The 18,105-nt window shown below is 62.1% G+C and carries 18 protein-coding genes and 1 tRNA gene; 9 read left to right on the plus strand and 10 right to left on the minus strand.

Annotation, left to right across the window (positions count from 1 at the left end):
- Window positions 1-13 precede the first annotated feature (13 nt).
- Window positions 14-88: transfer RNA gene (locus tag C1J04_RS04915), tRNA-Thr, on the minus strand.
- An 84-nt stretch (window positions 89-172) separates the two neighbouring features.
- On the opposite strand from C1J04_RS04915, the gene C1J04_RS04920 reads away from it, so the two are divergent.
- From C1J04_RS04920 to C1J04_RS04945, 6 genes are all read left to right on the plus strand, one after another.
- Window positions 173-373 (plus strand): hypothetical protein, encoded by a 201-nt coding sequence (locus C1J04_RS04920; RefSeq protein ID WP_009826219.1) that lies wholly within the window; start codon window positions 173-175, stop codon window positions 371-373.
- Window positions 374-376: 3 nt separating this feature from the next.
- Complete coding sequence (murA, locus tag C1J04_RS04925) at window positions 377-1,648, plus strand: UDP-N-acetylglucosamine 1-carboxyvinyltransferase (protein ID WP_009826220.1); 1,272 nt, start codon at window positions 377-379, stop codon at window positions 1,646-1,648.
- Window positions 1,645-2,115 carry a DUF2948 family protein gene (locus C1J04_RS04930; protein ID WP_005851890.1) on the plus strand — a complete coding sequence of 157 codons (471 nt, stop codon included), beginning with the start codon at window positions 1,645-1,647 and terminating at the stop codon, window positions 2,113-2,115. Before murA ends, C1J04_RS04930 begins: the two co-directional genes overlap by 4 nt.
- Window positions 2,116-2,196: 81 nt before the next feature.
- Window positions 2,197-3,498, plus strand: coding sequence for a histidinol dehydrogenase (hisD, locus tag C1J04_RS04935; RefSeq protein WP_009826221.1), 1,302 nt, complete (start codon window positions 2,197-2,199; stop codon window positions 3,496-3,498).
- Window positions 3,499-3,592: 94 nt separating this feature from the next.
- Window positions 3,593-4,072: a UPF0262 family protein gene (locus C1J04_RS04940; protein ID WP_009826222.1), complete on the plus strand. Its 480-nt coding sequence runs from the start codon at window positions 3,593-3,595 to the stop codon at window positions 4,070-4,072.
- A complete protein-coding gene (locus tag C1J04_RS04945; protein ID WP_005851897.1) occupies window positions 4,073-4,537 on the plus strand; it encodes an arsenate-mycothiol transferase ArsC in 465 nt (154 codons plus the stop codon). It begins immediately after the preceding gene.
- A gap of 35 nt (window positions 4,538-4,572) precedes the next feature.
- Here C1J04_RS04945 and C1J04_RS04950 read toward each other — a convergent pair whose 3' ends face one another.
- From C1J04_RS04950 to C1J04_RS19285, 3 genes are all read right to left on the minus strand, one after another.
- Window positions 4,573-4,932 carry a hypothetical protein gene (locus tag C1J04_RS04950; RefSeq protein ID WP_107277672.1) on the minus strand — a complete coding sequence of 120 codons (360 nt, stop codon included), beginning with the start codon at window positions 4,930-4,932 and terminating at the stop codon, window positions 4,573-4,575.
- Window positions 4,933-5,088: 156 nt separating this feature from the next.
- Complete coding sequence (locus tag C1J04_RS04955; RefSeq protein WP_009826224.1) at window positions 5,089-6,183, minus strand: porin; 1,095 nt, start codon at window positions 6,181-6,183, stop codon at window positions 5,089-5,091.
- An 11-nt stretch (window positions 6,184-6,194) separates the two neighbouring features.
- Window positions 6,195-6,527, minus strand: coding sequence for a hypothetical protein (locus C1J04_RS19285; RefSeq protein WP_156775796.1), 333 nt, complete (start codon window positions 6,525-6,527; stop codon window positions 6,195-6,197).
- 11 nt (window positions 6,528-6,538) lie between these two features.
- Here C1J04_RS19285 and lepA point away from each other — a divergent pair, with 11 nt between their 5' ends.
- Window positions 6,539-8,338, plus strand: a complete 1,800-nt coding sequence (gene lepA / locus C1J04_RS04960; protein WP_009826225.1) for a translation elongation factor 4 — start codon at window positions 6,539-6,541, stop codon at window positions 8,336-8,338.
- A 59-nt stretch (window positions 8,339-8,397) separates the two neighbouring features.
- On the opposite strand, the gene C1J04_RS04965 is transcribed toward lepA, so the two are convergent.
- Genes C1J04_RS04965 through C1J04_RS04990 form a run of 6 tightly spaced genes read right to left on the minus strand, consistent with a single transcriptional unit; the run spans window position 8,398 to window position 14,383 of the window.
- The gene (locus C1J04_RS04965) at window positions 8,398-9,147 is read right to left on the minus strand and encodes a polysaccharide deacetylase family protein (RefSeq protein ID WP_009826226.1); all 750 of its coding nucleotides are present in this window, start codon (window positions 9,145-9,147) and stop codon (window positions 8,398-8,400) included.
- Complete coding sequence (locus C1J04_RS04970; protein WP_009826227.1) at window positions 9,144-10,283, minus strand: glycosyltransferase family protein; 1,140 nt, start codon at window positions 10,281-10,283, stop codon at window positions 9,144-9,146. The genes C1J04_RS04965 and C1J04_RS04970 overlap by 4 nt, the downstream gene beginning before the upstream one ends.
- On the minus strand, window positions 10,280-10,861 hold the full coding sequence (locus C1J04_RS04975) for a histidine phosphatase family protein (RefSeq protein ID WP_009826228.1): 582 nt from the start codon (window positions 10,859-10,861) through the stop codon (window positions 10,280-10,282). Before C1J04_RS04975 ends, C1J04_RS04970 begins: the two co-directional genes overlap by 4 nt.
- A complete protein-coding gene (locus C1J04_RS04980; RefSeq protein ID WP_367582021.1) occupies window positions 10,858-11,934 on the minus strand; it encodes a glycosyltransferase family 4 protein in 1,077 nt (358 codons plus the stop codon). The genes C1J04_RS04975 and C1J04_RS04980 overlap by 4 nt, the downstream gene beginning before the upstream one ends.
- Entirely contained in the window at window positions 11,934-13,181 is a 1,248-nt protein-coding gene (locus tag C1J04_RS04985) for a glycosyltransferase family 4 protein (RefSeq protein ID WP_009826230.1), read from the minus strand. Before C1J04_RS04985 ends, C1J04_RS04980 begins: the two co-directional genes overlap by 1 nt.
- Window positions 13,178-14,383, minus strand: a complete 1,206-nt coding sequence (locus C1J04_RS04990; RefSeq protein WP_009826231.1) for a glycosyltransferase family protein — start codon at window positions 14,381-14,383, stop codon at window positions 13,178-13,180. Before C1J04_RS04990 ends, C1J04_RS04985 begins: the two co-directional genes overlap by 4 nt.
- A gap of 411 nt (window positions 14,384-14,794) precedes the next feature.
- On the opposite strand from C1J04_RS04990, the gene C1J04_RS04995 reads away from it, so the two are divergent.
- Both C1J04_RS04995 and C1J04_RS05000 read left to right on the plus strand, forming a co-directional pair.
- Window positions 14,795-17,227: a mechanosensitive ion channel family protein gene (locus tag C1J04_RS04995; RefSeq protein ID WP_009826232.1), complete on the plus strand. Its 2,433-nt coding sequence runs from the start codon at window positions 14,795-14,797 to the stop codon at window positions 17,225-17,227.
- Window positions 17,228-17,306: 79 nt separating this feature from the next.
- A complete protein-coding gene (locus tag C1J04_RS05000) occupies window positions 17,307-18,077 on the plus strand; it encodes an MBL fold metallo-hydrolase (RefSeq protein WP_009826233.1) in 771 nt (256 codons plus the stop codon).
- The last annotated feature ends 28 nt before the right edge of the window (window positions 18,078-18,105 follow it).

An 18,105-nucleotide genomic window follows, 5' to 3' on the forward strand; every position in this document is an offset into this window, starting at 1 on the left:
CAAGGGGGGGATCTGGTGCTGAAGGGGAGGATTGAACTCCCGACCTCGTCATTACCAATGACGCGCTCTACCACTGAGCTACTCCAGCACTGTGGGCGGGTGATTAGACCCATTCGCAATATGGTGCAAGCGTAATCTGGACCATATCGGTCCGCTGCGCTAGACAATCGACATGTCAAAGGATACCGCCCCACAAAAGCCGCCAAAACCCAATGTATTGCGGGAAGACAGGCTGAAAGCCGCGCTGAAAGCCAATATGGGCCGACGCAAGGCGCAAGCGCGTGCGCGCAGCGACAAAAGCCAAAGCGACGACACGCAAAATAATAACGCGCAGACAGATAACGGGCCGACCGGCCAAACCAAGGAAGGCTGAAGGATGGATTCGATTGTGGTCAAAGGCGGCGGTGCGCTGTCGGGACAAATTCCGATTGCGGGGGCCAAGAACGCCTGTCTGACGCTTATGCCCGCGACCCTGCTGTCCGAAGAGCCGCTGACGCTGACCAACGCGCCGCGCCTGTCCGACATCCGCACCATGACCGAATTGCTGCGGTCCCTTGGGGCAGAGGTGACATCGATGCAGGACGGTCAGGTTCTGGCGATGTCCTGTCATGGCGAGATCAACACGCGCGCCGAATATGACATCGTGCGCAAGATGCGCGCGTCGAACCTTGTGCTGGGGCCGCTGCTGGCCCGCGAAGGCCACGCGCAGGTATCACTGCCGGGCGGCTGCGCGATTGGTGCGCGTCCGATGGATATTCACACCGATGGTCTGGCCCTGATGGGCGCAGAGATCGACTTGCGTGACGGCTATCTGCACGCCAAGGCGCAAGGCGGGGCATTGAAAGGTGCGGTCATCGACTTCCCCTTTGCCTCTGTCGGCGCGACCGAGAACATCATGATGGCTGCGACTTTGGCCAAGGGCACGACGGTGATCAACAACGCCGCGCGCGAGCCCGAGATCGTGGATCTCGCGGATTGTTTGCGTGCTATGGGCGCGCAGATCGAAGGCGACGGCACCAGCCGGATCGAGATTCAGGGCGTTGACCGCCTGCATGGGGCCACCCACCGTGTTGTGACCGACCGGATCGAACTGGGCACCTATATGCTCGCCCCGGCGATGTGTGGTGGCGAGGTTGAATTGCTGGGCGGGCGCATCGACCTGCTGTCGGCTTTCTGCGAAAAGCTTGACGCGGCAGGGATCGACGTGACCGAGACGGACAAGGGTCTGAAAGTCGCGCGGCGCAATGGCGTGATCAACGCGGTGAATGTCACGACTGAACCTTTCCCCGGTTTCCCCACCGACCTGCAAGCCCAGATGATGGCGCTGCTGTGTACGGCGGACGGTACCTCGGTGCTGGAAGAGAAAATCTTCGAGAACCGCTTTATGCACGCGCCCGAGCTGATCCGCATGGGGGCCGATATCGAGGTCCACGGCGGCACCGCGACGGTTCACGGGGTCAAAAAGCTGAAAGGTGCGCCGGTGATGGCGACCGATCTGCGCGCATCGATTTCCCTGATCCTTGCCGGTATGGCCGCCGAAGGCGAAACCAAGGTAAGCCGCGTCTACCATCTGGATCGCGGGTACGAACATGTGGTGGCCAAACTGCGCGGCGTGGGCGCAAATATTGAACGGATCAAAGACCAATGACCGAAGATGCACGTTTCGAAGACGGGCGCGAAGCCCCGCTGAACCTCGGCGCGCTGGATGCCGATGACCTCAAGGTGATCTCCTCGCTGGCGCAGGATGCTGTGTTTCCGGGATCGGAAATGCGCTGGCTGCAAAAAGAGGGGCGCTTTGCCCTGCTGCTGAACCGCGTGCGGTGGGAAGACGCGGGCAAGTCGCGCCACGCCCCGGAACGCGTGCAAACAATCTTGATGTTCAGCAACGTGCAGCGCGTGTCCAGCCAGGGCGTGAACAAGGGGGATGCGGATACCATCCTGTCGCTGTTGCAGATCGAATTTACCGAAACCGATGCGCCCTCGGGCGACGTGCTGCTGACCCTCGCGGGGGACGGTGTCATCCGGCTGACGGTCGAAGCGCTGGATGTGACCTTGAAGGATGTGACGCGCCCCTATGTGGCCCCGTCGCGCAAGCTGCCAGAACATCCGGCCTAAGCGTTCTTCCACATTCTTTGCCGTGCGGGGTGCCCGCGTGGCATCCCTTCAAAGCCCATTGCACGTTGCAAAGGACATCCGATGCCCCAATTCCTAGACTTCGATCAGCCCGATTTCGAACAGGCGTTCACCGCGCTGCTCTCTGCCAAACGTGAAGACAGCCCCGACGTGGACGACACGGTGGCCGAGATCATCGCACATGTGCGGTCCAAGGGCGATGCCGCGGTGATCGAGCTGACCCAGAAGTTCGACCGCATCGCGCTGACCCCTGACACCCTGCGCATCACCGCGGCAGAGGTCGACGCCGCGATTGCCGAAGTCTCGGACGCGGATCGCACAGCGCTTGAGCTCGCCGCAGCGCGTATCCGTGCCTATCACGAACGGCAGCTGCCCGAGGATGCGCAGTGGCAGGACGACGCCGGTGCCACGCTCGGCTGGCGGTGGAGCGCGGTATCCGCCGCAGGGCTTTATGTGCCCGGTGGTCTGGCAAGCTATCCTTCCTCTGTCTTGATGAACGCGATCCCGGCCAAGGTCGCGGGGGTAGAACGGCTTGCGATGGTCGTGCCCACGCCGGACGGGGTGTTGAACCCGCTGGTGTTGCTGGCTGCGCGGCTGGCGGGCGTTGACGAGATTTACCGCATCGGTGGGGCGCAGGCGGTGGCGGCGCTGGCCTATGGCACCGACACGATCCCCCCCGTCGACAAGATCACCGGCCCCGGCAATGCCTATGTCGCTGCCGCGAAGCGGCGGGTGTTCGGCAAGGTGGGCATCGACATGATCGCGGGCCCGTCCGAAATTCTGGTGATCGCGGATGGGGACAACGATGCTGACTGGATCGCCCTTGATCTGCTTAGCCAGGCCGAACACGACGAAAGCGCCCAATCTATCCTGATCACCACGGACAAGGCGTTTGGCCGCGCGGTGTCGGATGCTATGGATGCGCGGCTGGAAACGCTGGAGCGGCGGGCGATTGCGGGCATCAGCTGGCGCGAGAACGGGGCGATCATTACCGTGCCGGATCTGGCGACAGCCGCCAAGCTAAGCAACCGTATCGCACCTGAACACCTTGAACTTTGCGTCGCGGATGTGGATGCGCTAAGCGCGCAGATCACCCACGCGGGGGCGATCTTCCTTGGTCAATGGACGCCCGAGGCGATTGGCGATTACGTTGGCGGGCCGAACCACGTGCTGCCCACGGCGCGCTCTGCGCGGTTTTCCAGCGGGCTGTCGGTGCTGGACTTTATGAAGCGCACGACTTTGGCGCGGATGACGCCGGACGCGCTGCGCGCGATCGGCCCGTCGGCGGAACGTCTGGCGCGATCCGAAAGCCTTGAGGCGCACGGTCTGTCGGTCACCGCACGGCTGCGCAAACTGAACGACTGACGCAACGGCCCTTTGCCCGGCCCGCCGATGTCAATTGTAGAACCCCGCCGCCCGGTCTAAGGTCGGCGGGATAGACACTAAATGAGACGTCCCCATGTCCCGGATCACGCATATCGCGCTTGACGACGCGAACCTGCCCCCGCCCACGCCCGAGATAGAGCAAGAGCGCAAGGTCGCCATGTTTGATCTGCTGGAGGACAATGTTTTTACCCTGCCGTCGCGCGATGATCGCCCGGTGCCGCAAGGGCCGTATCATCTGGGCCTGTCGATCCGTGACAAACGGCTGGTTTTCGATGTGAACACCGAAAGCGCTGAAAAGGCGGCGGAATTCCATCTGTCGCTGGGGCCGTTCCGGCAGGTTGTCAAAGACTATTTCCAGATTTGCGAATCCTATTTCGAGGCGGTCAAGAAATCCGCCCCCTCGCAGATCGAGACCATCGATATGGCACGGCGCGGGATTCACAACGAAGGCTCTCGGGTGTTGCAAGAGCGGCTTGAAGGCAAGGCCGAGATCGATACAGACACGGCCCGCCGCCTGTTCACCCTCATCTGCGTTCTGCACTACGGCGGCTAGATGACCCAGAAACTGCCCCAATCGGTGCTGTTTTGCTGCGATCACAACGCGGTGCGGTCGCCTATGGCCGAAGGGTTGATGAAAAAGTTCTACGGCACGGGCACCTATGTGCAATCCGTCGGCGTGATGAACGATCTGGAAATCGATGGGTTCTCTATCGCGGTGTGCCAAGAGCTGGACGTGGAATTGTCCCGCCACCGGTCCCGCAGTTTCGACGAGATGGAGAATTGGGGCGATGATCTAAGCTCTTTCGATCTGATCATCGCGCTGAGCCCCGCCAGCCAACGCCGCGCGCTGGAACTGACGCGGTTCTATCATCTGACTGTGGAATATTGGCCGATCCTCGATCCGACAGGGCTGGGGGAAACGCGCGATGCAAAGATCGCGCAATACCGTGCCGCCCGTGATCAGATCAAAGACCGGCTGATTGACCGTTTCGGCCCGCCTTCGCGGCCACAAATCTAGGGCAGGGGCGTACCCCTGCCGCCGGTGTCACGGTCTTAGGTGGCGCTGCACAGGGTCGATGCTGTCTGGCCATAGGCTTTCCATACAGCCCAGAAATCATTGTCGCTTTTGCGGTCGGACTGGCGCGCCTCTTGCAGGCTGTGAGGGTCCGAGAAAACGCGTACGCCACGGCGCTGTTCTGACGAAGAAAGCTCTTTGTCGGCAACGGCCTGGATACAGCCGCAGCGCGCCGCGCTCGCCTGTTTGCGCCCCGATTTCATGCAGGCGTTGTGGATCGGCCCGGTGGCGAACAAGACAGCGCCCCGGCCAAAGCCGCCGCTGGGGTTATAGCCGCGCGGTCCGCCGCAAGCGGCCAGCGTGCCAACAACACAGATCATCGTGAAAAGTCGTACCATCGTTTTGCCTCATCTCTCGGACGCCGGGTTAATCCCGAGGCTGCCCTAACTGCTGCTGGCATTTATGCCGGAAAACTGCAGATTGAGCAATTCACGATTGAGGGCGCAAAACGGAAATGCCTTTGCCCGAACAGGTCGGGCAAAGGCGTGTGTTGCTTAGAACTTCCAGCGCGCACCAACGAAGGTCACGTCCAGATCCTGATAGGATGCCGACGGATCGTCGAAGTCATAGGTGCGGTGTGTTGCGTAAAGCTCGGTGTTATATGCGTCGAGACGCTGAACAACGGCGACACCCACGGAAGAGGTGCTGGACCCTGCGACAACAAAGTCGTTCCCGTCGTAGTAATCAACGGAGAAGGATGTCGAACCCGCTGCGATGTAATCACGGGTGATGCCCGCTTTGATGTAGGCGTAGTCTGCGTCACCCGCAACGCGGCGACCTGCGGAAACCGCGAGGTTCAGACCGGTTGGTTGGTGCAGAACAGCGGCGGAGCCCATGACCAGATCGTTGCTGGTGTCGCGGAACGAATAGCCCAAGCGCGCGTCGACCGAATAGTCGCCGTAGTCTTGAACGTAGCGTGTGCCGACATCGTAGTAGTCGTTGTCATCGCCCGATTTCAAGACTTCCTGACCGTAGGAAACCGATGCGGAGAAGCCGTTGAACACAGGTGTGTCATAGCGCACACGGAAACGGCGGCTGCCGTCGAAAGAGCTGTTGGTGCCCCCGATTGCAAGGGTCGACAGCGTGCCATCCGCGAAACGCAGTTGCTGGCTGCCCGCGATCTCGTTGATGCCCACATAGGCGGCAACACCGGTGCCCGAGAGGTCCGCTTCGGCCGTGCCATCTGTCGACGTGCTGCCTTGACCAAACGAGAAGATACCCGCGTTTGGCGTGCGGTATGTCAGGTCCAGTTTGCGCAGTTCGGTGCGGTGGTAGTCGAAATCCAGGCTGTCGTCGTCGCCATTGATGGCGGAGGACCCGGTCAGGCCAAGGCCTGCTTCGAAGGTCAGACGCAGTTCGGACCCGTTTTGCAGCGCTTGGGTCATGGTCAGACCAACGCGGCTGTTGGAGTTGTCGTTGTCGATAAACGTGGTGTTTGTGTCTTCACCATCGTCAACGCTCAGAACGCCAAAGTTCAGTTGGCCGTAAACGTCCCAGACGGGGCCTTCTTGGGCCTGTGCCAGCGCGGGAAGCGACGCCAGACCAAGGGCTGCAACGGTCACTGTGCCAAGCGAGTGTTTCATCTTCATCTCAAAATTCCTTATTCGCCCGATCTGCAAGAGTGCAGACCATTTGAGAAGGCTGATCCAACGCCGCCGCCCGCGGGATAAAACCATAAGGCAGCCATACGAAATGCCGGTGTTGCAACATTGCTAAAGGGAGCGGTACCGCGCAGTACTGCCAAGCGCCTTGATACATTGGCGTTGGCGGCGGTATGCGGTTTCTGCATGGCAGGTGACCGCGAAAAAATCACATCCCCCCTTTGACGTTTGCGATCAGAATGCAGGTAAATCCGCTGACGCGCGTCAAATGCCCTAAGGATCAAGGGGAACAGGCGATCCAGCCCATTGACCAGCGCTTGAATCCGCACCATATCCTTGCCTCATGACACCACTTTCACATATCCGCAATTTCTCCATCGTCGCGCACATCGATCATGGTAAATCCACGCTCGCCGATCGCCTGATCCAAGAGACGAACACCGTTTCCCTGCGCGATATGAAAGCGCAGATGCTCGACTCGATGGATATCGAGCGCGAGCGCGGGATCACGATCAAGGCCCAGACGGTGCGGATCAACTACACCGCCCAGAACGGCGAGGAATATATCCTCAATCTGATCGACACCCCCGGTCACGTCGACTTTGCCTACGAGGTCTCTCGCTCCATGCGCGCGGTCGAAGGATCGCTGCTGGTCGTGGACAGCACCCAAGGCGTAGAGGCGCAGACGCTCGCCAACGTGTATCACGCGATTGATGCGGATCACGAGATCGTGCCGGTTCTCAACAAGATCGACCTGCCTGCGTCCGACTGCGACCGCGTGGCGGAACAGATCGAGGATGTGATCGGGATCGATGCTTCCGAAGCGATCCGTGTCTCGGCCAAGACAGGTCAGGGCATTGTCGAAACGCTTGAAGCCATCGTGCATAAGCTGCCCGCGCCTACCGGCACGCAGGACGCGCCGCTCAAGGCGATGTTGGTCGATTCATGGTATGATAGCTATTTGGGCGTGATCGTTCTGGTGCGGATCATGGATGGTCAGCTGAAAAAAGGCGACCGCATCCGCATGATGCAGAACGGGTCGGTGCACCACGTCGACCGTATCGGCGTTTTCCGTCCCGCCATGACCGAGATCGACAGCCTCAACCCCGGCGAGATCGGGTTTCTGACCGCATCGATCAAACAGGTCCGCGACACGCGGGTCGGGGATACGATCACCCACGAGAAAAAGGGCACCGAGACCCCGCTGCCGGGCTTTAAGCCAGCGCAGCCCGTGGTGTTCTGTGGTCTGTTCCCAGTGGACGCCGCCGAGTTCGAAGACTTGCGCGACAGTATCGAAAAGCTGGCGCTGAACGACGCGTCTTTCAGCTTCGAGATGGAAACATCCGCCGCCTTGGGTTTCGGTTTCCGCTGCGGCTTCCTTGGCCTGCTGCACCTTGAAGTCATTCGTGACCGGATCGAGCGCGAGTATGACATCGACCTGATCACCACCGCGCCGTCGGTTATCTATGACATCCACATGAAAGACGGCACGGTCGAGCAGTTGCACAACCCCGCCGACATGCCCGACCTGACCTTCGTGGACCACATCGAAGAACCGCGCATCAAGGCGACCATCCTTGTGCCGGATGACTATCTTGGTGACGTGCTCAAGCTGTGTCAGGACCGCCGCGGCATCCAGATGGACCTGACCTATGCGGGCAGCCGCGCGATGGTTGTTTATGATCTGCCGTTGAACGAAGTGGTTTTCGACTTCTATGACCGGTTGAAGTCGGTGACCAAGGGCTATGCCTCGTTCGACTATCAGATGATCGGCTACCGTCAGGATGCGCTGGTCAAAATGTCTATTCTGGTTAACGACGAACCTGTGGATGCGCTCAGCACTATGGTGCACCGCGACCGTGCCGAAATGCGCGGCCGTGCCATGGTTGAAAAGCTTAAGGATCTGATCCCGCGTCACATGTTCAAGATCCCTATTCAGGCGGCCATCGGCGGCAAGGTGATCGCGCGCGAAACCCTATCGGCGATGCGCAAGGATGTGACCGCGAAATGCTACGGCGGCGATGCCTCGCGGAAACGCAAGCTGTTGGATAAACAGAAGGCGGGTAAGAAGAAAATGCGCCAGTTCGGCAAGGTCGACATCCCGCAAGAGGCATTTATCTCTGCCTTGAAGATGGACAGCTAAGACGATTATTCCAAAAGGGGCGCTTCATGCGCCCCTTTTTCGTTGAATGACACCAAAGGTCAGGGCAGCTCTGTCATCTGTGCAGGCACCGCCCCACCGTCCAGCAGCCGCGCCAGACAAGCGTGGGTGAACCCCCAGATATCTTCGTCATGCACCAGGTGGTGGGTCAGAAACCCCAAGGGTTCCTGCGGATCCGTCAGCCCTTTGCGGCGGTCCTGCAGCAGTTTGGTGATATCCGCAATCAGCGTGTCCGGCGGCACAAGGCTGCGAGTGCCGCGCCAGAAAATCGGGTCGATATGGGTGTTGATCTGCACCAGCCCCGGGGCGGCAATCCGGTTGTTCCGCGGCAGATAGGTCGACACCCCGACATAGCCTGCGTCTGCCAGCACCGGCAGCAACCCATCGTCTAACCGGTTCCACGGCGGCACAAAGATCGGCAGCAGGTCGTCGCCGAAAAGCTGTTGCATCCGGTTCAGCGCTTGGGCCAGCTCGTGGGCCGCATCGGGGCGCGGGTGTCCGAACTCTACCTTTTTCGCCCCGTCGGGCGCGTGGCTGATATGCTGCCAGCCATGCACCAGCGGACGGATCAGCGGACGGTCCTTGCTATAGGCGGCAAGCGCGGGTTCTGCATGTTTAGGGATCACGGCGATATGCACGGGCAGGGACAGATCCTCCGCCAGTGCGGCAAGGCGATCCAGCGCGGGGGTTGGGGCGATGGCATCATCATCGCGCCACCAGATCGGCAGGTGCAATCCCTCTGCACGCCATATTGCAAGCTCGGCGTCAAGATTGGCCCAATCCACGGTCATCGCGTGCCCTTTCGCATCGTCTCGGTCAGGGTGACCGTCCTCGCGGCCCCGTCAAACCCGTCTGTCTGCGCAGGCCGGGTCGGGGCGGCGTGCAGAGTTGCCAAGGCGGATAGCAACCTGTCCGGTGTCAGATCAGCGCTGCGCAGCACCTCGATCCCCGTTAGCGCGGACAGCGCATCGGCGCGCAGCCCCTGTTCCACCTCGTTGCCGGCGTCAAAGGGGACAAACAGCGCCCGCACCCCGCTTTGCAGCACATCCAGCGCGGTATTGTAACCGCACAAAGAGACAGAGGCGGCGGCGTGATACAGCATCTGGCGGAATTCGGGGCGCGCCGGTTCGATCACCACATTCGCGGGGGCATCCTGCATCAGCGCGGCGCTGCGTGCGGCCGCATCCTGCCCCCCCAGCAGCAAGCGCCAGACCCGCCCCGCATCACGCGCGGCCGCGGCGCGGCAGGTGTCGAACACATGCGCGCCCACATCGCCGCCCCCTGCGCTGACGATAATCTCGCCCGCGCCAAGCCGGTCGGGATGGGGGCTGGCGGGGGGCGGTGCAACGAAACCGGTATAGCGCAGCTTGTCCTGCATCGCGCCGGACACCGGCCAGCTGAGCGAGAGCGGCGTCACGGCCTCGTCCGCATGGACCAGCACCGCATCGTAATACTGCGCAACCAGATCATCGGCCAGCTGCGCCTTGGCGGGTTTGGATGGCGGCGCGAGGATATCGCGTACCGATGCGCAGACCAGCGGGCGCGTGGGCAGGGCAACTGAGGCGTCAAGCAGGGCCATGAACTCTGCCTTGAGGGTGCGGCGCCCAAAGGGGAACAGTTCGGTGATCAGCAGATCGGGGGCGCGGGTCTGGATGTGGGTGACCAGCACCTCGCGCCGCGCTGCCTTCAACGCTTCAGAGGCGACCGCACCGTCTTCATCCAGCAGCCGTGCGAAATCCACTCCGTCAGAGCGCAGCGGCGGCAGTTGCACCACGTCAACGCCGTCGCTGTTCAACTGCGGTGCGGGCATCCCGCCCGAGACGACCTGCACATCATGCCCCGCCGCCCCATAGGCGCGGCCAAGGGTCAGGGCGCGGGCCAGATGGCCGGTGCCCAGCAGATGCGTGACGACGATGCTGACCTTCATAAGCGCGGCTCCAGTCGGATGGGATCAGGCTGGGCGGCCCAGCCCTTGGGCGAAATATCCAGCAGATATAAGCGGTTGCGCTTGATCTGAAAGGGGGCGGGGCCAGCGAAATCCCAGCCGGTCGCATGGGCCAGCAAAACACGCATCACGCCAATATGGCAGACGGCGACAGTATCGCGCGTCAAGCCGTTGGCCCAGGGGATCAGCCGTGCGCGCAGGCTGTCGGGGCTTTCGCCGCCGGGTGGGGTGTAGCCCCAGCCCCAATCCTCGATATCGCGGAACCCGCTGGTGGGGTCTGCCTTAAGCTCTACGCCGTGCAGCCCTTCCCATTGGCCCCAGTCCATCTCCATCAGCGCGGGCGCGGTTTTCGGCGCGCGGTCTGCGACCAATCGGGCGGTTTCAGCGGCGCGAGACAGGGGGCTCGACACAAGATCGGCACGGTCCCAAGGCACGGGCAATGCCAGTGCCGCCAGACCGGCGCGAGCGTCATCATCCAGCGGGATATCCGTGCGCCCTTGAATGCGGCCCGCACGGTTCCAGCTTGTATGCCCGTGGCGGAGCAGGGCAAGCCGGATCACGGGCGCACCCCGCAGCTTTCCAACCCCGCCAGCAAGGTCGCGGTGGCCGTGGGAAGCAGATGATGTTGCGCAACAAAATCGCGGGCGGCTTGGGCGCGTGTTTGGCGTAGGGTGGCATCCGACAGCAGCGCTGTGATCTGTGCAGCAAGCGGGGCGGTGCCGCTTTCCGGCGCGGGATAGGGGCCGGGGGCCAGCACATCGCGCACGCCGGGGCGGTCTTGGGCCACGACGGGCAGGCCCGCGGCCTGCGCCTCCAGATAGGCGAGGCCAAAGGCTTCGTTCACCCCGGGCCAGAACAGCAGCGATGCATGACGGTAGGCGGCGGCCATGGCGGTCGCATCAAGCTCCCCAAGAAACCGAACCGCATCGCCAAAGGGGGCCATCATCGTCTCTATCTCGGTGCGGGCGGGGCCGTCACCCGCGATATCCAACCGCCAGCTGTCTGCTGGCAGCAGCGCCAGCGTCTCCGCGATGATCTGATACGAGGCGCGTTTATCCCCGTCGCGCAGCATACCGACAGCCAGCATCGGGCCATCCAGCGCGGACGGCAGAGGCAAAGCGTCCTGTGCGAGAAACGGCGGTAGATGCACCAGCCGCTGCCCCGCGGTCTGATCGCGGCGCAGCGTTTCGGCATCGCGGTGCGTGAGGTAAAAGATCACATCCGCCGCGTCGCTTGCGGCCTCGGCAGCTTGGGCGAAACCGGCCCACGGGCCTGTCAGCCGTTTGCGCGCACGGCTGGATTCGACCAGCAGATAGGGGATGCCAAGGGCGCGGGCAACGGCGGGGCCGATCAGGTCGGGGGCCTTGTAATAGTTATGATAGGTGATCCACGCCTGCCAGCCTTCGGTACGACCGCGGACGATGGCTTGGGGCACTTCGGCCTCGGCAGCGTTGAACAGCAGGGTCTGCGCCGCGCTGTCGCCCGCCCCGTCGCGGCTGCGCAGGGTGCTTGCGACTGTGACGGTCGCGCCCCCCCGTTGCAGGGCAGTCATCAACCCACGCGCCATCGCCCGATCCCCCGAGGGTACCGGATGATCAGGCGACTTTAACGGAGCGTAGAACGCAAGCCGCATCAGCCGCCCTGTGCCAGCATCGCCGTCAGCCGCTTGTGTAGCTGGCGAATGCCGGGGGCCATGGTGAACTCTGCATGCAGGCGGTCGTGGGCGGCTTCGGCCAGCCGAGGGCCAAGCGATGGATCCTCCGCAAAACGCTGCATCGCCTCGGCAAGGGCGGCGGGGGCATCGTCGCTTAGCACGCCGGTGGTACCGCTGGTGATGAATTCGGGGATGGCCGATACGGGCGTGCTGAGCAGCGGAAGCTTCTGGCTTGCCGCTTCCATCAGCACATTGGGCAGCCCGTCGCGGTCACCGTCCTTGGCAATGCGCGAAGGCAGCACGAACAGATCGGCGGCGCGCATGGCCGCGATCACCTCTGGCTGGTCGCAGGCCCCGCGCCATGTGATCCGGTCGTTGATCCCGTGCGTTTCTGCGCGTGCTTTCATCGGTTCCGACAGGTCGCCGCCGCCGATATGGGTCCAGTGCCAGTCAAACTCATTCGGCAGCAGCGCCAACGCGTCGATCAGGTTATCAAAGCCCTTCTTCTCGACCATGCGCCCGACAGACATCATCTGGAACGGGTCGCTTTTGGCGCGTTGGACCCGGGTTGGCGGTTCGGGGAAACGCGCCAGATCCAGCCCGTGATAGACCAGATCGATCCGGTCTGGGGCGGTGGTAAGACTGCGCAGATGTTGCGCGTTAAAGTCCGTGCAGGTGGCGCCAAAGGCGGCACCGTGGCTGGCGGGCTCCAGCTTTTCGCGCAACTCCCATTCGGGCGAGGTCCAGATGTCCTTGGCGTGGGCAGAAAAGCTCCACGGCAGTCCGCGCAGGATCGCGGCATAGCGCGCGACCGAGGACGGGGTGTGCAGGAAATGCGCATAGATGCCGCGGGTCTCGGCGGGGAGCTCATGTGCCATGACGCAGGCCTGCCCAAAGCGGCGACGGCGGTTAGGGGTGTCATCGCGCAAGAGGTCTTGTTGGAAAACCTCCCATGCCGCGTCGTAGCCGGGCATGGCTTTCGCGGCCTCTTGTGCTGCGGCCACACGTTCGGGATCGTCGCGCAGGTATTCCGGTAAATAGCGCACGCGCGCTTGCAGCCGGTCGTGCAACGGGTGGGTTTTCGTATCGGTCGGGTGGCGCAGCGACCAGATGTCGAAGCGCAGACCGGCTTCTTCAAGGGCGACAAGTTCTTGTGCGATGAAGGTCTCGGACAGGCGCGGCCAGCCTTTGACCACAATGGCGAGAGGGGCGGGGGTGTCGGTCATGCGCCACCGCCCATCAGGGCGCGGCCCCGTTCAACCACCACGTCAAGCCCGTCCAGCAGCCCGTCTGCACCGGCTTGCGAGGGTTTGTTCTGATGCGGCAGGTTGCGGATTGCGGCGATCATCGCCTGCGGCGTCATGCCATCACGGGTTTCTTCTAGCATGCGGACAAGCCCCAGCTCTTCGGCGCGGCTGGCACGGATCCATTGTTCCAACCGGGGCACGGTGCGCGGCACGATGACGGCGCGTTTGTCAAAAGACAGCACCTCGCAGAAGGTGTTGTAACCGCCCATGCAAATCACGCCCTCAGCCCCGACATAAAGCTGTTCGATCCGGCTATCAAAGCCAAGCGCGGTCACCCGCCCGCCCAGCTTGGCCACCCGCGCGTCAAAGGCGTCGCGGACGTCGCCGGACAGGAAGGGGCCGTAGATCAACTTGGCTTTTGGCGTCAGGTCGGGGTCTTGCTCGTAGGCGTCCAGCACCAGCGACACCATCGCGGCACCGTCCCCGCCGCCGCCGGGGGTAATCAGCACATAGGGCTCTTCGGCGGGGGGCGTTTCGTCCGGGGCCTCGCGGCGCAGGTAGCCGGTCCAATGCATCCGGTCGTGGGTCGCCTGCGACAGGGGCAGCCCCTTGGTCGGGTCATACACATCGCGCATGCCGTAGACCCAAATCTCGTCATAGTATTTCTCAGTCGCTTCAACCGCGCCCTTGCGTTCCCATTCGGCGGCCAGCACCTCGGGTTCGTCCAGCACGTCGCGCAGGCCCAGCACGACTTTGGTGGTGCCATGTTCGCGCAGCCAGTCAAGGCTGGGCAGCAGTTCCCCGCGAAAGCCCGTCGGCTCTTTATCCACGATCAGCAGATCGGGGGTGTATTCCTCGATCGCGGTGCGGATCAGACCGGCCCGCAGGGAGGTGACCTCGTCGATATCAAGGCCAAGCGTTTGCGCCACATAGCTGCCGTCGGCCAGCTTCGTCACGCCGGGAAGGCGGATGTGGTCGACGCCTTTGGGAAAGGTGAAACGCCCCGCGACGGGGGATCCGGTCAGGATGATGGCCGAGGCATCTTCGTCCCCGTCCATCAAGGCGGCAGCCAGTGCGCGCGACCGCCGTAAGTGGCCCAATCCAAAGGTGTCGTGGCTATAGAAAAGCACCCGCCGCGCTGGTTTGCCATTGCGGGCGTTGTTCGAGACCGTTTGGCGCATGGGCCGATCCTAACTTAGTCAAATATCCTTGGCCGCACCTATCAGTCTGGCGGCTAGAAAGCGTTTATTGTCAAAGGCAGGTGAACCCGTCCCGCCCGATGCACCCAGAAACCGAATACACTCAAATCACCTTGGTCTGCCGGTCGAACAGCCCAATAAGAATACCTTAGGCATCTATGGTGAACATGTCATGCATTTCAGCACCTTCCGCCGTCGCCGCCCCTGAATAGGCTGCGAAAACCGGCGTTTGAGCGGGCCAAGCCCGTGGGCAGATGCGGCGCGTGTCATACTCGGCGTCCTTCGCGGTTCATCGTCAGGGGGAGTAGGTGGGGCCGGGGGGTTAAGATTGCAATGGCACGTGGGGTGCCTTAGCGTCTCAAGACTGCGCCCCAAAGCCATGAGCGAGGACATATGCGGCATTTCATCTTCACCCTTCTTTTGTCGCTGTGGGTCTTGCCCTTTGCCAACGCCGCGACGGCGCAAGGGGTTCTGTCCCTTTTGCCAACAGCGCAAGAAACTGCCGTCAGCGATGCAGAAGGCGACGCCGCACGTCTGCAAGAGGTCATCAGACAAGCCGCTGAAAGCGGGGTGAGCGTGGTGGTGGTCGATAGCGCGGGCCAGTTGTTGAACCAGCCCGCATCTGCCCAACCGGTCGAGGGAGACCGGCAAGAGGCGGCGCTGGCCAAGGAAACCTCTGCGCTGATGCACCTGCAAGAACGGGGCAACCAGTTCCGCACCGCCTTGATCGAACGCATCGTGCAGTTGCCCGACGCGATCAATGAGGTGATCTATATCCTGCGGGCCGCCAGCCCGGATGGCACGCTTTGGGCCTTTGGTGAGACGCTGCTGGTGGCGCTCGCGCTGTTTGCCGTCGGGGCCGTGGTCGAGGTAGAGCTGTTCGGCAAGCGAATGGCACGCGGCTTCGTCACCGCCAAAGTGCAGGCGAACCCCGTCGGCTATACCGAAAAGATGCCGTTTCTGGTGTTTCGGTTTTTCATGGGGATCATCGGCGTTCTGGTGTCGATGGTGGTGGCCTATATTCTGGGCACGCTGCTGTTTGGACCGCTTGAAGACACGGCGATCCAGTTCACTGTCACGCTGATCAACATCGGCTATTTCGTCTGTCGCGTGGCCGCAGGCCTGTGGCGGATGATCCTGTCACCCTTCCTGTCGCAATACCGCATCCCTGTGTTCAGCGACCGCGACGCCAAACGCCTGCACCGCTGGCTGTGGATGATGGCAAGCCTTGATACCGTCGCGATCCTGTTCGGTATCTGGATCGCTGAACTGGGGCTGAACTATGATGTCTATGCTTTCATCGCCTCCCTGATGTCGGCGGCGATCGTCGTGGCCAATATTCTGATGATCTGGGTCAACCGCCGCCCCATTTCAAACGCGCTGCGGCAGGGCAAGCCCGCGTCGGAATGCAGCGCCGTGGGGCGTTTTATGTCGCGGGCCTGGGCACCGCTGGTGGTGGCCTATGCGATTTTTGCCTGGTTCGAACTGACCTATGATCTGGTGCTCGAGAACCCGAGCTCCGTGCCTCTGATCGCGGGGGCCTATGGTATTCTGGTGTCGATCATCGTGGTCTACGGTGTGATCAACTATGCTATTGAACGCGGTTTTGCCCGCGCGCGCATGATGCGCCGCCTGAACGAGCTGCGCCGCGAGAAGCGCGCTGATGCCGCCCTGGACGAGGACGCGCCCGAGGCCGCCGGCACAGCGCAAGCGGATGACACCATGTCGCTGGACGAGGCTGACAGACAGGCCGCAATGGTGCCACGCCAAAGTCTCACCAGCTTTGAAGGTCTGGCGCGGCGCGTGGCCGGTATCCTCGCCTTTGTTACGGGGGCCTATGCGTTCTTCTATATCTGGGACACAGAGGCAACATTGATGGTCGAAAGCCATGCGGACAAGCTGCTGGACGTGATGGTGATCCTGTTTATCGGCTACGTCGTCTATCACGCCTTCCGCATCTGGATCGACAGCAAGATCGAGGCCGAAACCGCCGACCAGCCCGAGGCGGAACTGGGTGACGAAGGAAGCGGCGCGTCCTCTGCCAGCCGATTGGCAACGCTGCTGCCGCTGTTTCGCAACTTTGTCCTGATCGTTCTGATCGTGACCATCGCCCTGATCGTGTTGATGGAATTCGGGATAAATGTCGGCCCGCTGTTCGCCGGCGCAGGGATCGTCGGTGTTGCCGTCGGCTTTGGCAGTCAGGCGCTGGTGCGCGATATCTTTGCCGGCGCGTTCTTTCTGTTCGACGATGCCTTCCGCAAGGGGGAATACCTTGATGTGGGCGGCGTGAAGGGCACGGTCGAGAAAATCTCGGTCCGGTCGTTCCAGCTGCGCCACCATCTGGGCGCGCTGCACACCATTCCCTTTGGCGAGCTGCAGGTGATGACCAACTACAGCCGCGACTGGGTGATCATGAAGCTGCCGTTGCGGGTGACCTATGACACCGATGTCGAACGCGTTCGCAAGCTGATCAAAAAGCTTGGCATCGCGCTGCTGGATGATCCGGTGATCGGCGACAACTTTATCCAGCCGCTGAAATCGCAGGGCGTGATTGAAATGCAGGATTCCGCGATGATCATCCGAGTCAAGTTCATGACCAAACCGGGGGATCAATGGCTGGTGCGCAAGAAGGTCTATGAGGAAATCCGAGCCTTGTTCGAGCGCGAAGGAATCCGTTTTGCCCATCGGGAGGTCACTGTGCGTCTGGCCGACGGCAAGGTCAAAGACCTGAGCGACGAGGAACGCGATGCGGTGACCGCAGCGGCGCAGGCATCGCTGGAAGAAGAGGCACAAACCGGCCCGGAACCGGGCGGGGACGACCGATAGCCGCGTCTCGCGCAGTTGTGACATTGAAACGGCGGCGGCGGGCGCTAGCATCATCGCCACCTGCAACAGGAGAATTCCCATGAAACAGTCCAGACGCCAATTCCTGACGACCACCGCCGCCACCGCCGGGGTTGTGACGCTACTGCCTTATGCCGCGCAAGCCGCGGCTCACGGCGGTAATATGTTCCCCATGACCGGCGGCGAGGTCAAAGTGCACCCCATCGACCACGCGTCCTTTGTGATGGAGACGCCAGCCGGCGTGATCTACTGCGATCCCGTGGGCGAGGTCGCCAACTACAGCGATTTTGCCACCCCCGATCTGATCCTGATCACCCACGAGCACGGCGATCACTATAACGCCGAAACACTGGCCGGTGTGGTGGGCGAAAACACGCAGATCCTTACCAATCCTGCCGTTTTCGACATGCTTCCCGAGGCGCTGAAGGCCAAGGCGAATGCACTGGCCAATGGCGAGCAGGCGATGTTCAACGAGGTCTCGATCGAGGCGATCCCCGCCTATAACACCACCGAAGAACGCAAGCAGTTCCACCCGCAGGGGCGTGACAACGGCTATATCGTGAACCTCGGTGATTTCCGCGTGTATATCTCGGGCGATACCGAAGCGACGCCGGAGATGCTGGCGCTAGAGGATATCGATCTGGCGTTTGTCTGTATGAACCTGCCGTTTACCATGGACGCGACCTCGGCCGCGGCTGCGGTGTCGACGTTCAAACCCTCCTTCGTCTACCCCTACCACTACCGTGGGCGCGACGACGGCACGCAAGACCCCGCCGCCTTTGCCGCTATGGTCGGCGAGGGGATCGAAGTCAAAATGGGCGACTGGTACTGACCCGGCGCAGCGGGGGGCCAGCCCCCCC

It is taken from the genome of Sulfitobacter sp. SK025, assembly GCF_003352105.1.
GTDB lineage: Bacteria > Pseudomonadota > Alphaproteobacteria > Rhodobacterales > Rhodobacteraceae > Sulfitobacter > Sulfitobacter pontiacus.